Below are 14,074 nucleotides of genomic sequence, written 5' to 3'. Positions count from 1 at the left end.
GCGGCGCTTTCGCATCTACCTGACGTGGATGTCACGATGGAACCGCTCGTGATGGAGGATAGCGCCGAGCTATACCCGCACCTCCAGTTCGACACTTGCCGGGTATGGGCTCGCCGCAGCACGCTCACCGCAAACATCCATGGAGTGATCCAGGATGGGAGCTTCTTCTACCGTTTGGCGGTCTACAACGGCAGCGAACCGCTAGGGGGCGTGGACGCTAGGATGACCGAACTCGGCGATCTCATCGCGCGCACCCAGGAGGTGTTCTAAGCGCCTGCTGCGACCTTCATCAGGAAGGTACACCGTAAAGTCGTATCTTTGGGTCTTGTGGTACCTTGTGGCATCACCCCACATACATGAAAGCCTAACTCTACAGGACCTCGGTGTCAGCGATGCGTCAGGACCCGGTTAAGACGAAAGTCGTATTTGATCCGGGGCCGTGTCCTTCTTGCTATGGCTCCGGTGCTATTCAGGAACGAATAGATGGAACGACACTAAAACGTCCTTTCAAAGTGACTTGTACGACTTGTTCCCAAGCCTATGATGGCGCGGTTTTCCATGCTAACGGCGCCGATGCCATGTCGGCTCAAACTGAAATATTGAAAGAGCACATTCGTTCATCGACAAAAGTCAAAATTACGCAAAATATAGTTGCGGCGCTGTTTATTATTTTAGGAATAATTTGTGTTTTGTACGCGCCTAAAGAACGAGAGATAGCAGCAAACATTGTAGCAGCCGCTGTATTACTTGTTGGAATGGGAATTGCTGGCGTCGCAAATCTCAATTTAAGGCTGCCGCTGGTAAAAATGTCTGCATCAGGACGGCCTTCGCCTCTCGCGCAGAAGAAACGCTGAGCGGCTTCGGAGCTAGTCTGAAGGGCCCATATTTGGGTATTCAATTACTTGTCTTTTTGAGCATGCCCAGGTTTCTACTAGCGATCAGGAGCTCTCCATCCAAGAGGCCGCCCTACGTGCCGCGGGGTGCGAGCTGGTCCAGGCGGAGAAGAAGACCGGCACCACCACCGAGAACCGCACCGAGCTGCGCACGCTTCTGGACTTCGCCCGCCGAGGGGAACCATCGTCGTCACTCGGATCGACCGCTTTGCCCGCTCGATCGCTAACCTTGCCACCCTGGTGCGCGAGCTGGAGGCCAAGGGCGTGGCCCTCAGCGCCACTGAGCAGCCGATCGACACCGCCGCCGCCGCCGGCCGCGCCTTCCTCCAGATGCTCGGCGTATTCGCCGAGTTTGAAACGAACATACGGCGTGAGCGCCAGCTAGAGGGCATCGCCAAGGCGAAGGCGGAGGGGGGGTGTACAAGGGCCGGCCGGCCTCGATCGACGCCGCGGCTGTCCGCGAACTGGCCGCGCAGGGCGTGGGCGGGTCTGAGATCGCCCGGCGCCTACGGATCGGACGGGTGAGCGTCTATCGGTTGCTCGACAGTGGCAAGGCTATTCAGTGAAACCGGTTGCACCAAGGGCCTGATGGTAACCCCCACCGGGCCTATCACGCCTCCGGCCGCGAGATCTAAGCGGCGACGGTTGCCGACGCACGGTAAAACTGCGCCCCGCCCTGATGACGGCGTGCGCCTGCGGATACGAGGCGGAAATGCCCCTGGATCGCTTCCCGGCATGCGCCTCGGTCCCCAATGTTGGCCTTCACCTGCGATGCTGCGCCCGTAGCCGCTGCGGCGTGGACACGGGAACAGTGTGGCGACGGTTGTCTATGTCGTGCGGGTAGCCCGTCGTGGCAGCCCATTGAGCAGGCTGATCAAACGGATGTTAAACTCATCAGCCTACAACCGGTCTACCGCTCAGCTCCAGCGTGCCCGGTACGTCCGGGATCCGGGCAGAGCGCGGCATGGGGGCGGGCTTGTCCAGCGGTTCGGATGCGACCGTCGAAAATTGGCGCTAATGGCGATCCCGCTTACGAGATGCACGCTCGATTGCTCGTCGTGCCTGACGACTTAAGCCTGACGGAATTGGTGATGAATTATCCGACCACTCTTTAACTGACGCAAAACTCGTTGGCAGAGATCGCGGCGACTTGATACCTAAACGCTCGCGTTCCGCCAGGGTATGCTGCTCCATTTCGGGCGTCCAAGGTCCAAACTCTATGCCAACAAGATCCTCCGAACTTTCTGATCTGCCCGATATTGCTTTCGGAGCATCAAAGCCAATTGCTACGGCGTGCGTCGCTTCTCGATAGTCGTACCCTACAGAGTAGCAAAGCGCTTCGAGAAAATTAGCTCTCAGCCTTCTGTACAGCTCATATTTATCGTTTCCGCTAAATTTTTCCGGCATAAAAGACATGATGATGAATATGTATGCCACTCGCTTGCCGTCAGATCTGCGGCCGGCCTTCCTGTGCGGTAGGATTGTGCGGTTGAAGCGAGGCTGTTTCGCCGCTACTGCTGTATCAAAGCTATCTATGAGTTGCTGGCCAAGGCTTCTACGAGAAACCCTTGTCTCCTGAGCCATTATTCTCAGGGCGGGCTCTGCGAAGGTTCCGAGTGGCTGATCATCGTACAGTCGGACGTTTGTGCCTTCAATTATATGATGAGTAAAGCGTCCTATCAGCCGATCCCAATTATATGAGACAAGATCCGCCTGCTTTTTTAATTTGTATTGCGTCATCCGTCGTAGATGATTGTATGAGCCGCCCTCCACGGCAAGCACCTCCTTCTTACGAAGGGGCCTATCGTCTCGCAGCAGAAACTTGTGCTCGCCAGACTTATCAGTGTATTTTAGATAATGAGCAAGCAAGTCTTCCTCGCCAGCCGCAAAATAAAGCTTGCCGCTGCGGATGAAGTCAGACCGTTCGTTCATATATTTTGTAAAATCGGATATCGTATCCAATTCTTGGAATAATATTCGAAGAGCCTCCGTGTCAAACACGTGCACGAAAGCGGCGTCCGGGTTTACGTCGCCGATGGAAAATGGCCCGTAATACTCGTGCGACGGGTCGATATGATCGCCGCCTTTGATGTGAGGATTTACTACAAATGTTCCACTCAGATCTCGGTAATGCTGGCGGCAAGCGACGTTGCTTCCATTCGATACCACCACACCATGAACACGTCGCTTGCGAACGTCAGGCATCTCAATCGGGATGCGCGTTTTGCAGTGAGGGTCGATGAATATTCGATCTGGATGTTTGTTAAGCCATCCGACGGCGCCATTGATTTGATTGACCGAGCTAGCTATAGCCTTGCGATACCAGCGAGCCCACGCAACATCGATGCTTCTTGCTATAGGCCATTGAACATATTTGTCACTGAATATTATTAAATCGTCACCGCACACGACAAAAAGATCGCAAAATTCCTTGCCGGTTCCCGCACCATGCTGCTTTTTGTCGATAAATGTGTTCGGATATGACCAAAGATCAAGGAACGTTCTCTCGGCGAATGCTGCAAGCCTACGCTCAGAACCGTTTGTGCCCCCACCCCTGGTGATCTTGGACAAGAGCTAACCCTTAATTTGTCGGTGCCAAGCATCGATCCGAGTATTAACTGACGGACAGAAGTAAGGAGGGCGGTCGAACTGCTCCACGCGTGGACTGAGCCGATGGCCTGCGCTCGGTCATGGGGTGGCGATCCCTAATGAAACCGGTTGCACTGGCGTATGCCTTCCCCCACTCATTCTAAGGGCGTGGCGTCAAGCTTGACTGATTGCGAGATGTGAAAGGTCGAGCCCGTCATACCGGATGCGCTGCATGTGCTCTTGGAGCACAGCCGCGGTGATCCGGCCGCTGCCGTAGTGCTCTTCGAGGCCGCCGCGGACCCATCCGCCCAGAGCCGTCACCACGTCGGGCGGCACGCTCGCCTCACGCATCGCGTCCCTGAAGGTATGCCGGAACGAATGGAAGGCATTGCGATCTCGCTTCACTCCGACCTGCGCGAGGAACCTCGAGAACCATTTAGAAAAGGGGCTGAAGTAGCCGTCAGCCCCGCGCACGATATCCGGGAATAGGCGATCGGAGCCAACCTTGCGCATCCGGTCCACGTGCTGGGCGAAGCCGATCTGCTCCAGCATGGAGTGCACGGGCACGTAACGCTCGCCCGCTGCCGTCTTCACCCGCTTGCGATCGGCGTCGTCGACGTCGTCGCTATCCGCCGCGATAAATATGCAAAGGACGCCTTGGAACAGGCGCACGTCCGCTGTGCGAAGCTGAGCAATCTCTCCTTGGCGCATTCCGGTGTAAAGCCCCACCAATGGTATCCAGAACCGTCCCCGCCGCGGCCGGTTCGGCTCCGTCTTCGCGTACCCGTTCTCATCACCCTGGCAGCCGGTGTAGAGCGGGGCCCGGAAGATGGCGCAGAGTTCTGCGACGGTGAACGGATCGCGGCGATGGCGCTTCTTGATGCCCTTGATCGCGAGGCCCTTGCCGTGGTTCTGAACGATCCAGCCCTCGTTATGGGCATAGTTCATTAGGGCCGACAGGCCGTGAACGTAGTGGTTGACCGTGGTGGCGTTCAGCCGTTCCGCGGCCGGCACGCTCAGCTTCGCGATCTCCACCAGGGACTTGCCTGGGAAGCGCTTGCTGGCGTTCGACGGTAGTGCCTGAACGGTCGCCCTGAACGCCTTGCAGTCCTCGCGACCAATTTCCCGGATAGGCCGGTTTGTACCGAAAAGCTCCTCCGCAAGCCGGAAGACCACATCGTAAGTCTGTTGGGATTTAGCGATAAGGGTAGCCCGCTGCGGCTCGGCACGAAACGCGGCGATAGCCTGTGCGAGGGTCTTGCCGTTCGGCTCCGCCCTGATTTCGAACATCGGATCGAACGATCGATCTTGGTAGTCGCCTGTTAGGCGTGCCCGGCTGCGGTGAATGTCCTCAAGCTGCCCCCGGCGAAGTAGCGCAAGCAACTGCCGAAATTGGTCCGAAACCGCATCCTCACGATCCACCACGAACGGCATCCGCGATCCGGCGGCGCGTATCGGGTTGAGCGGGCGCCGCACTAAGCGCACATCGCTGGCCCGAAGTAGACGGACCGCGGTTTGGTATGCCGCGTCGAGACCGAGATCGCCGGGGTCGGTTAGGGCGCTCTCGTCCTGGTCCAGGATGATGAGGGCTTCGTCCCGGTCGTGTGGCAGCGTAGTCGCGTGCCGGTGCTCGCGCTCCACATTCAGAGTGTCGAACCACGCGCGTGCCATCTCCTGGATGGCCGCCTCGCTCAGCGACGTGAGGGCCACGGTGCCGACGGTGTCCAGGCCATGTGTTGCCGTCCGGTCACGCAACGCCCTGCACTGCTTGTCGAAGGCATCCGCCTCGTCGCGTACTCGCCTCTTGGCCTCAGCGAGATCGGCGGTGCCGAGCGTCTTCCAGACCTGCTCTCGCCCGAAGGCGTCCACGAGATCTCGGGGAACCTTGGCTTTAAAATACCAATTCGCGCTGTTCTTGCGCTGCGCGAGGTAGGTGTGACGGCTCACGTCGCTCATGCTCCCGGATAGCACCGCGGGGTAGCAGTCGCCTAGTTGTAAGCCGTTGATTTCATTATGCTTCGTGGTTGATCAGCAACTTAGCGAAGCGCTGGCGGAGGGAGCGGGATTCGAACCCGCGATACCGTTTCCGGTATACACACTTTCCAGGCGTGCGCCTTCAACCACTCGGCCACCCCTCCGGCCGCGGACCGGGCGCCCGGGCGCGCAAGCGGGCTCCGGGCGCAGCCAGGGCCGCGCGGTGCCGTGCTGTTAGCCGGGTGTGCCGCCGGGCGCAAGGCGCAAGAGCATCATCCCGAAAGGTGGGTTCCGGCTTTCGGAAGACGATGAGGCAAAACCAGGAATCTGGAGCCTCGCCTCGGGTCCGGTTATAGGGGCGAGGCTCAAGCGCCGGGCGGCCCAAAAACCGCCCGGCCCGAGCCGTTCAGTCCTCCGCGTCGAGATGGAAGCGGACGGTCTCGACGTTCGCCCGCTCGAAGGCCTGCATCACGTGCTGGTACGAGCGCTCCATGGCGTTGTCGCCGTCGCCGGGGCTGTCCTCGGGCTTCAGCACGAACATCAGGAGTGAGCGCCCGGTCACTTCGTAGCCGCCGCCGAACGGGAAGCTCTCGACGTCCTGGCTGTCCGGCAGGTTGGTGTCGAGCAGCCGCGTCCAGGCCACGCCGCCGACCGACTCGGGCAGCGCGAACGTCACGAGGTCGTGGTGGGCGTTGAACATGATCAGCAAGGTCGCGTCGCCGCCGCGGCGGTGAAGCCCCGTCGCCTGGGCGCGGCCGTCGAGCTGGACCGCGAAGGCGCGGGCGCCGCCATCGGACCAGTTCTCGGGTGTCATCTCGCTCCCGTCCGGGCGCAGCCACGCCACGTCCTTGACGCCGAACTCCTCGTCGTACTGGCCGGTGAGGAACCGACCGCGGTTCAGGATCGGCAGGGCGTTGCGCAGGATGATCAGGCGCTGCGTGAACTCCGCGAGGTCCCGCTCCTCCTCCCCGATCGCGTCCCAGTCCAGCCAGGACACTTCGTTGTCCTGGCAATAGGCATTGTTGTTGCCGTTCTGGGTCCGGGCGAACTCGTCCCCCGCGAGCAGCATCGGCGTGCCGCGGGACAGGAACAGCGTCGCCAGCATGTTGCGCATCTGGCGCAGGCGCACCGCCCGGATCTCCGGATCCTCGGTCGGGCCCTCGACCCCGTAATTGTACGAGAGGTTGTGCGAGTGGCCGTCGCGGTTGCCCTCGCCGTTCGCCTCGTTGTGCTTGTCGTTGTACGAGACCGTGTCGTGCAGGGTGAAGCCGTCATGCGCGGTGAGGAAGTTCACCGAGGCCCAGGGCCGGCGTCCGCGCTTGTTGAACTTGTCGGCCGAGCCGGCGATCCGAGCGGCCATGTCGGGCAAGAGGCCACCATCGCCCTTCCAGTAGGCGCGCACGTCGTCGCGGAACCGGTCGTTCCACTCGGCCCAGCCGGGCGGGAACCCGCCGACCTGATAGCCGCCGGGGCCGCAATCCCACGGCTCGGCGATGAGCTTGACGGCGTTGAGCACCGGGTCCTGGCGGCAGGTGTCGAGGAAGCCGCCGCCCTCGTCGAATCCGTAGGGCTCGCGGCCCAGGATCGTGGCCAGGTCGAAGCGGAACCCATCGACCTGCATCTCCTGCGCCCAGTAGCGCAGGGAATCGGTGACGAGCTGCAGCACCCGCGGATGCGACAGGTTGAAGGTGTTCCCGGTACCGGTATCGTTGATGTAGTAGCGCGGTTCGTTCGGCAGCAGCCGGTAGTACGAGGCGTTGTCGACGCCCTTGAACGACAGGGTCGGGCCCTTCTCGTTGCCCTCGGCGGTGTGGTTGTAGACCACGTCGAGGATCACCTCGAGGCCGGCGCCGTGGAAGCGCGAGACCATCTCCTTGAACTCGGAGAAGGCGAAGTCCGGCACCGCGGCGTAGCGCCGTGCGGGGGTGAAGAACGAGATCGTGTTGTAGCCCCAGTAATTTACCAGGTCTTTCTGTTCGAGATAATCGTCCTGCACGAAGGAGTGGATCGGCAGCAGCTCCACCGAGGTGACGCCGAGGCTCTTGATGTAGTCGAGCACATCCCGGGTTCCGAGGCCGGCATAGGTGCCGCGCAGCTTCTCGGGCACCCGCGGGTCGAGCTTGGTCATGCCCTTGACGTGGGCCTCGTAGAAGATGGTCTTGTCCCACGGGACGTGCGGCTTGCGGTGCCGGCCCCAGGTGAAGGCCGGGTCGATCACCCGGGAGCGGCGGGTGTAGGGCGCGCTGTCGCGCTCATCGAAGGTCAGGTCGTCGCCCGTCTCCATCTGGTAGCCGAACAGGGCGGGGTTCCAGGTGATCGAGCCGACGAGACCCTTGGCGTAGGGGTCGATCAGCAGCTTGTTGTGATTGAACCGGTGGCCGGCCTTCGGCTCGTAGGGGCCATGGACCCGGTAGCCGTAGATCGTGCCGGGGCGGGCGTCCGGCAGATAGCCGTGCCAGATCTCGTCGGTGTACTCCGGCAGTTCGATCCGCTCGATCTCCCGTTCGCCCTGATCGTCGAACAGGCAGAGTTCGACCTTGGTGGCGTGGGCCGAGAACAGCGCGAAATTGACCCCGAGCCCGTCCCAGGTGGCGCCAAGCGGATAGGGTTGGCCCTCTTGGATGCGCGAGCGGGACTGCGACGAGGGACGTCGGGTATCAGACATGAAAACTCCGGGATTCCACCCGCGCGGCCGGCGCCGCGGGGGGGATATACCGGGTGAACGTGCCGACCACGGCGAAGCTCCCCAGGGCTGGTAAAATTTGCTCAGGTGGCGGAGGGGGAACTGTTCGGTCTGTTCCCTCCGCTTGCCGGGGACTGACATCGGGTCGGGCGAAGATCCGCGCATCCGCTCGGAAAGATGCCGTGCCGACAACCGGGCGCACAATCATCACGCTCCGAATCGCGCCACCGGCGTGGGGCGCCTGACCTTACCCGAGCACACCGCCTCAGTTCGACGCCGCGGCCGTAAAGCTCCGGTCGACGGCCTGGCCGACATCGAGCCGCTTCGACAGGATGCCGTAACGCGTCGCCCGGTCCGAGGCCTCCTGGATCTCCTGCACGATGGCCGCGTCGATCACGATCGGGCTCGTCCGCTGCGCCGTGTAGGCCGAAAGCAGGACATCCTCGGGCAGCTTGGTCAAGCTGGCCGTGGTCCGGGCGTATTCGGCGAGGTGGTCCAGCGACCAGAGCCGTGCCTTGTTCAGGCGGTTCAGCAGATCCTGCACCGCGGCCCGCTTGGTGGCGATGGCGCTGTCCGAGGCGACGATGAAGGTGATGGTCGGGGTCAGGCCCGCGCCGTCGGCGATCGGGCGTGCCTTGTCCTTCAGGATCGCGAACGAGACGTAGGGCTCCCACACCGCCCAGGCATCGACCGAGCCGGCCATCAGCGCCACCTTGGCGTCGACGGGGTTGAGCGGTGCGAAGGTCGCCGTCTCCGGCTTGATCCCGGCCTTCTCCAGCGTGGCGCTGATCAGGAACTGGCCCCAGCCGCCGCGCGTGCCGGCGAGCCGCTTACCCGTGAGATCGGCGGCCGAACGGATCGGCGAATCCTCAGGGACCAGGATCGCCTGTGACCGCGCGTCCGACCGGGTGCCGCCGATCGCCTTGATCGGCGCGCCGGCCGCGTGGACCGTGAGGAACGAGAGATCGCCGGTATAGCCGACATCGAGGGCGCCGGCGTTCAGCGCCTCCAGGATCGGCGCCGCGGCGGGAAATTCCGACCACACGATCCGGTAGGGCAGATCCTGCGCGAGGCCAGCGATCTCGAGCAGAGCGCGGTTCCCGCCCTTCTGATCGCCGACGCGCAGGACCAAAGCATCGGCGGCGAATGCGGCGGCGGCCGACATCAGCGTCAAGCCGGCGGCGAGCAGGAAAGCCGCCATGACGCTGGCGGGGCGGGCGTGAGATCGGGTGCGCATGAGGCCAGCCGCGGTGTTGCGCCCGCACCGCGCGGGCTATTCGGGGGATGGCCAATCCTATGCTTGACCCGGAGAGGGTCAATAAAATGGATCTCTGTATTACCGCTGCGCCTGGCAAGAATATCCTGCCAGGGTGGGACCCACGAGAAGACGAAGGGTCCCGCGGTTGAGACGAGGCGCAGTCGGCGCGTCAGGTCCATGGCGAAAAGGCCGTCGCCAGATAGGCCTGCACGAAGCCCGGCATGCGGGCCGGGTCGATCTCCGCCGCACTGCGCACGCTGTGCAGCCCGGCGAGTTCCGGCTCGGCCTCGCTCCCGAGATGATCCGTGATGCGCGCGGCGATCATTGCGGCTGGCTCCGGGAAGCGGACGGGGCGCAGGAAGGCGAGCTGGTTCTCGCCCTCGAGCATGATCCAGGCCGTATCGGCCTCCTCCGGCAGCGCGAGACCGGTCTCCTCGGCGAGTTCCCGGGCGGCGCTGCCGGCGAGGTCGACGCTGTCGCCGCGCACGTCGTCCGGGTCCGGGGTGCCGCAGGGGAAGTAGAGCTGGCCGGCATTGGCCGTGTGGGCGCCCATCTCGCCGAGCAGGATCGCGCCGTCGGCGGTCCAGGGGACGATCGCCGCGAAGGCGTTGCGGATCTGGGGATCGGCGTGCCGGATGTGCCGGATGTGCCGGTAGTAGGTGAAGCTGGAATAGCGCGTCGCGAACAGGTCGAGCCGCGCGATACGGTCCACGACTTCGTGGGCACAGCACAGCAGGACGGTGCCGTCGAACATCCCGGGGCTGCGGGCGATCCGGGCCTGCCAATGCGCCGCGATGGCGGCCTCGTGCGTCCGCGGAAACGCCCAGTCGTGATCCACGAACCGCGCCGTCACGTCGGCCAGCTTCGTGCTGCGGAACCCCTCAGACATGCAGGGTGCCGTCCGAGACGATCACGGCCGCGCCGCCGATCTCCACACCCTGCAGGGCGCCAGCCGCAATGGTGAGCTGGAGCGCGATCGCGCTCGGCCGGCCCATGGCCTGGCCCTGCCGGATCGCCACGTCGTGAGTGCCGTCGCCCAGCGCCTCGTAGTGCATCAGCACCCCCGCGAAGGCGGAAGCCGCCGAGCCGGTGGCCGGATCCTCCGGGACGCCGAGATCCGGCGCGAACATCCGCACGCGCCAGCTCTGGCCCGTTCCCACGGGATCGGGCGTGTAGAGGTAGAGACCATCCCCCGGCTCCGGCGCCTGGGCCGGCCGGGCGGCGTCGAGGGCCGCCACGGAGGCGATGGGCACGCAGGTGAAGCGGGGGCCGACCCCGTGGCGGCTCGGCGCGTGCCGGCCGGTGCCGATATCGCCGGGTTCGAGGTCGAGAAGCGGCGCCAGGATCTCGGGCTCGGGCCCGGGGCCGAGGTAGTCTGGGAGGACCGGCAGCCGGAACCGCGCCCGGCCGCCGCTGCCGTCGGCCAGGGTCTCGACCACGCAAGGCACGATCCCAATCTCCTCCTCCAGGCCGAAGGCGCGGGCATCGCCCTGAGCGGGGTCCTGGAGCGCCAGCAGCAAAGCGGTGCCCACCGTCGGATGACCCGCGAAGGGCAGCTCCCGGCCCGGCGTGAAGATGCGCAGGCGCGCCCGGTGCCGGGAATCGGTGGGTGGCAGCACGAACACCGTCTCGGACAGGTTGAACTCCCGGGCGATGGCCTGCATGGCCTCCGTGTCGAGGTCCTCCGAATCGAGCACCACGGCGAGCGGATTGCCCGCGAGCCGGTGCTCGGTGAACACGTCGAGGGTGACGAAGCGGCGAGCCATAGGGGAGTGACCTTCCTGCTCACGCGAGCCCGGCGGCAAGAGAGCCGCGACTCGGTGGCGAACCACAAGATTGGTACACCGTGCGGCGTGTCCGATCGACCCGCCCGGAGGACAGGCGGCGCTCGGATCGGCTCTGTCACGGGGGGATCCATGGCCGACAAGCAGCACCGCTACGCCGTGACGGTGACCTGGACGGGCAATACCGGCACCGGGACCAGCAGCTATCGCGGCTACGACCGCGCCCACACCCTGTCGGCGCCGGGCAAGCCACCGATCGCGGGCTCGTCCGATCCGGCCTTCCGCGGCGATCCCGCCTGCTGGAACCCCGAGGAATTGCTGCTGGCCTCGCTCGCGGCCTGCCACAAGCTCTGGTATCTCGGCCTGTGCGCGCAGGCCGGTATCGTGGTCACGGCCTACGAAGATGCCGCCGAGGGCTCCATGACCGAGGAGGCGGGCGGCGCGGGCCAGTTCACCGCGGTCACCCTGCGCCCCCGCGTGACGATCGTGGCCGGGTCGGACGCGGCGCGGGCCCTAGCGCTTCACCGCGAGGCCCACGCCTTCTGCTTCATCGCGCGGTCGGTGAATTTTTCGGTGACCGCCGAGCCGACGATCCTTCGTGCGGAGACCGGCGCGGCTTGAGCGTTCAGACGGCCTCGACCGGAAACCGCTCGCTCGGGGTCACGTATTCCTCCTGCGCCGCCACGGTCAGGATCTCGCGGGAGCCCGCCTCGGCGGTGCGTTTCAGGAGTCCGTAGACCGAGGCCGCCGCTGCCCCCAGGGCCGCCGCCGCCGAGCCGGTTCGGGCGTAGTGCACGAGGAACAGGGCCGCGATGCAGTCGCCCGCCCCGTTCACCTTGAGGGCGAGGCGTGGGGTGCGGACCCGGAACAGCTTCCCCTCCGCGCCGGCGAGCATGTCGATGCTGTCGGCCGGCGTGTCGGCGCAGAGCGCCGAGGTGACCAGCACGACCCGGGGTCCACGCCCCCGCAGCGCCGCGACCGCCGCTCCGGCTTCCGCGAGGGTGCCGCTCGGCAGGCCGGTGAGGAGGCCCAGCTCGAACTGGTTCGGGGTGAGGATGTCGGCCTGCGGCACCGCCTGCTCGCGCAGGAACGCCTCGATGCCCGGCCGCACGTAGACGCCCTCGTCGACGTCGCCGATCACCGGGTCGCAGCAGTAGAGTGCCCGGGGGTTGGCGCCCCGCACGGTGGCCACCGCCTCCACGATCGCGGCGCCGATCTCGGCCGAGCCCATGTAGCCCGACAGCACCGCGTCGCAGGTGGGAAACACCCCGCGCTCGCCGATGCCCTGCACCACCGCGCGGATCATCGCGGCGTCGAAGACCGGCCCGCGCCACGCGCCGTAGCCGGTGTGGTTGGAGAACTGCACCGTGTGGACCGGCCAGACCTCGACCCCGAGCCGCTGCATCGGGAACACCGCCGAGGCGTTGCCGACATGGCCGTAGGCAACGTGGGACTGGATCGACAGGACGTTCAACGCGGGTGATTCCCGGATCGTGGGGATGCCGAAGCTGTCGGCGATCCGGGGTGCGGGCGCAAGCGCGCGGGCGTCACCCGTTTCCCGGTCAATCGAAGCGGCTGCCGTTCCAGCGGACGAAGCCGCGCCGACCGCCATGGGCATACATGTGCACCTTCGGAATGCGCTCGGACCCCACGCTAAGGCCGGCGCCGAGCATCTCGTGCACTTTCCGGAGCAGCGGGCCGCGGCGCAGGTAGAACGTCACCGAACAGACCTGCATGCCGCAATTAATGCTGCGCGGCGATGGACCGGAGCAGCGTAACCCGTCATCGGCGATGATCAGATCCGGGACGCCGTCGCCGTCCAGGTCACGTTCGATGGCGCCGGACGCGTCCATCGTTCCGCGATGGCTCTCGCACCCCTCCGAGATGGCCTGCTGAATAAGGTAAGTCGCTGCCTTCGATTGCGCGCCGGCCGGCGATGCCGCCAGAATTGTCACGAACCACGCCCAAAACAGTCCTGTGCGGATCACGGGCGGCCTCCTCGCGGATCACAACACCGAACTTGTTTGATCGAGCAGGCCTTTTGCAAGAAATGACTGTCTCGATCGACGCGAGATCGGCATCGAAGACCTGCGGATGTCAGTCCCACACGCCGCCACCGGAAGCGCATCGGCTGGCTCGGCCACTTCGGGGCGTGGACGAGCGATCCAGAGCGTCAGCCTTCGCCCACCAGCAGTTCCTCCACCACCCGCGGGTTTCGGTCGAGGAGCGCTAGCAGAACCCGGGCCGGCCCCTCCGGGTGCCGCCGACCCTGCTCCCAGGTGCGCAGGGTCGAGACCGCGATGCCGATGCTTTGCGCGAAGCGGGCCTGCGAGGCCCCGGTGCGCCGTCGGATGGCGGCCACGTCGAGATCGGCACGCACGCGGGGGGGGGGCACTACGAGGCCGGGAACCGCCTCACCGCGGGCATGGGCCAGCGCTTCGTGCAAGCCCGCCATGACGGTTTCGAACGCTTCGTTTTCCATCGCTCCCTCGCCGGTCACCGTTTCCGGTCCGTGTTCCGAGCTTGCTTGAAAGCCTTGGTCAGACCGTACATGGCATTGACCTCGGCATCCGTGAAGTTCGCGCGCCGTCTTGCTCAGCACACCCAGCCGATAGGCGGGACTCTCATCGCCAAGATAGGCCACCATCACGCGGTAGCCGCTCGAACCGGCAGAGCGAATTTTTCGAACCCCACCCGGAGCCCTGAACCAGATCGCCGTCCTGGGGAGCCGAGGCAACTTGGTTCACGATGGCCGCACGCTCGTCATCCGACAGGCCGATCCGCTTGGCCGTCGTCAGAAAGGCGTTCGTTTCCACGACCGTATGGAGCGGCTTCTCCATACCGCGAGGAATAAGCCAATGGCATAGGCCCGTCTATCACGGATCCCTGCAGC

General features: G+C 64.5%; 12 protein-coding genes, 1 tRNA gene and 1 pseudogene. 4 read left to right on the top strand and 10 right to left on the bottom strand.

The window, feature by feature from the left end:
• From OXS27_RS29675 to OXS27_RS29665, 3 genes and pseudogenes are all read left to right on the top strand, one after another.
• A partial coding sequence (locus tag OXS27_RS29675) for a hypothetical protein (protein WP_267361091.1) occupies positions 1–270 on the top strand: 270 nt, incomplete at its 5' end.
• Positions 271–392: 122 nt separating this feature from the next.
• Positions 393–854, top strand: a complete 462-nt coding sequence (locus OXS27_RS29670) for a hypothetical protein (RefSeq protein ID WP_267361089.1) — start codon at positions 393–395, stop codon at positions 852–854.
• Between the two features lie 43 nt (positions 855–897).
• A pseudogene (locus OXS27_RS29665) lies at positions 898–1,459 on the top strand (recombinase family protein).
• A gap of 448 nt (positions 1,460–1,907) precedes the next feature.
• Here OXS27_RS29665 and OXS27_RS29660 read toward each other — a convergent pair.
• The 7 genes from OXS27_RS29660 to OXS27_RS29630 all read right to left on the bottom strand — a co-directional run bounded on the left by OXS27_RS29660 (position 1,908) and on the right by OXS27_RS29630 (position 11,163).
• Positions 1,908–3,464: a hypothetical protein gene (locus tag OXS27_RS29660; protein ID WP_267361087.1), complete on the bottom strand. Its 1,557-nt coding sequence runs from the start codon at positions 3,462–3,464 to the stop codon at positions 1,908–1,910.
• Positions 3,465–3,656: 192 nt separating this feature from the next.
• Entirely contained in the window at positions 3,657–5,429 is a 1,773-nt protein-coding gene (locus OXS27_RS32740; RefSeq protein WP_267361085.1) for a site-specific integrase, read from the bottom strand.
• 101 nt (positions 5,430–5,530) lie between these two features.
• A tRNA-Ser gene (locus OXS27_RS29650) sits at positions 5,531–5,620 on the bottom strand.
• A gap of 242 nt (positions 5,621–5,862) precedes the next feature.
• On the bottom strand, positions 5,863–8,121 hold the full coding sequence (glgX, locus tag OXS27_RS29645; protein ID WP_267361083.1) for a glycogen debranching protein GlgX: 2,259 nt from the start codon (positions 8,119–8,121) through the stop codon (positions 5,863–5,865).
• A 283-nt stretch (positions 8,122–8,404) separates the two neighbouring features.
• Positions 8,405–9,376 (bottom strand): ABC transporter substrate-binding protein, encoded by a 972-nt coding sequence (locus tag OXS27_RS29640; RefSeq protein ID WP_267361082.1) that lies wholly within the window; start codon positions 9,374–9,376, stop codon positions 8,405–8,407.
• Positions 9,377–9,566: 190 nt separating this feature from the next.
• Positions 9,567–10,286 carry an NUDIX hydrolase gene (locus OXS27_RS29635; protein ID WP_267361081.1) on the bottom strand — a complete coding sequence of 240 codons (720 nt, stop codon included), beginning with the start codon at positions 10,284–10,286 and terminating at the stop codon, positions 9,567–9,569.
• The gene (locus OXS27_RS29630) at positions 10,279–11,163 is read right to left on the bottom strand and encodes a PhzF family phenazine biosynthesis protein (protein ID WP_267361079.1); all 885 of its coding nucleotides are present in this window, start codon (positions 11,161–11,163) and stop codon (positions 10,279–10,281) included. The genes OXS27_RS29635 and OXS27_RS29630 overlap by 8 nt, the downstream gene beginning before the upstream one ends.
• 150 nt (positions 11,164–11,313) lie before the next feature.
• On the opposite strand from OXS27_RS29630, the gene OXS27_RS29625 reads away from it, so the two are divergent.
• Complete coding sequence (locus OXS27_RS29625) at positions 11,314–11,802, top strand: OsmC family protein (RefSeq protein ID WP_267361077.1); 489 nt, start codon at positions 11,314–11,316, stop codon at positions 11,800–11,802.
• A gap of 4 nt (positions 11,803–11,806) precedes the next feature.
• On the opposite strand, the gene pdxY is transcribed toward OXS27_RS29625, so the two are convergent.
• The 3 genes from pdxY to OXS27_RS29610 all read right to left on the bottom strand — a co-directional run bounded on the left by pdxY (position 11,807) and on the right by OXS27_RS29610 (position 13,663).
• Complete coding sequence (gene pdxY / locus OXS27_RS29620; RefSeq protein ID WP_267361093.1) at positions 11,807–12,655, bottom strand: pyridoxal kinase PdxY; 849 nt, start codon at positions 12,653–12,655, stop codon at positions 11,807–11,809.
• A gap of 88 nt (positions 12,656–12,743) precedes the next feature.
• Entirely contained in the window at positions 12,744–13,169 is a 426-nt protein-coding gene (locus OXS27_RS29615) for a hypothetical protein (RefSeq protein ID WP_243926506.1), read from the bottom strand.
• A 185-nt stretch (positions 13,170–13,354) separates the two neighbouring features.
• Positions 13,355–13,663 carry a helix-turn-helix domain-containing protein gene (locus OXS27_RS29610; protein WP_267361075.1) on the bottom strand — a complete coding sequence of 103 codons (309 nt, stop codon included), beginning with the start codon at positions 13,661–13,663 and terminating at the stop codon, positions 13,355–13,357.
• Positions 13,664–14,074 lie beyond the last annotated feature (411 nt).

The sequence above is a fragment of the Methylobacterium sp. GC_Met_3 genome (assembly GCF_026540775.1).
Classification (GTDB): Bacteria; Pseudomonadota; Alphaproteobacteria; order Rhizobiales; family Beijerinckiaceae; genus Methylobacterium.
This window is presented reverse-complemented; position numbering and strand designations above follow the sequence as displayed.

Excerpts from the sequence above, each read along its gene's own strand:
- OXS27_RS29670 (WP_267361089.1), top strand. The coding sequence starts at position 393 with ATGCGTCAGGACCCGGTTAAGACGAAAGTCGTATTTGATCCGGGGCCG.
- OXS27_RS29610 (WP_267361075.1), bottom strand. The coding sequence starts at position 13,663 with ATGGAAAACGAAGCGTTCGAAACCGTCATGGCGGGCTTGCACGAAGCG.
- glgX (WP_267361083.1), bottom strand. The coding sequence starts at position 8,121 with ATGTCTGATACCCGACGTCCCTCGTCGCAGTCCCGCTCGCGCATCCAA.
- OXS27_RS29625 (WP_267361077.1), top strand. The coding sequence starts at position 11,314 with ATGGCCGACAAGCAGCACCGCTACGCCGTGACGGTGACCTGGACGGGC.
- OXS27_RS29630 (WP_267361079.1), bottom strand. The coding sequence starts at position 11,163 with ATGGCTCGCCGCTTCGTCACCCTCGACGTGTTCACCGAGCACCGGCTC.
- OXS27_RS29640 (WP_267361082.1), bottom strand. The coding sequence starts at position 9,376 with ATGCGCACCCGATCTCACGCCCGCCCCGCCAGCGTCATGGCGGCTTTC.
- OXS27_RS29635 (WP_267361081.1), bottom strand. The coding sequence starts at position 10,286 with ATGTCTGAGGGGTTCCGCAGCACGAAGCTGGCCGACGTGACGGCGCGG.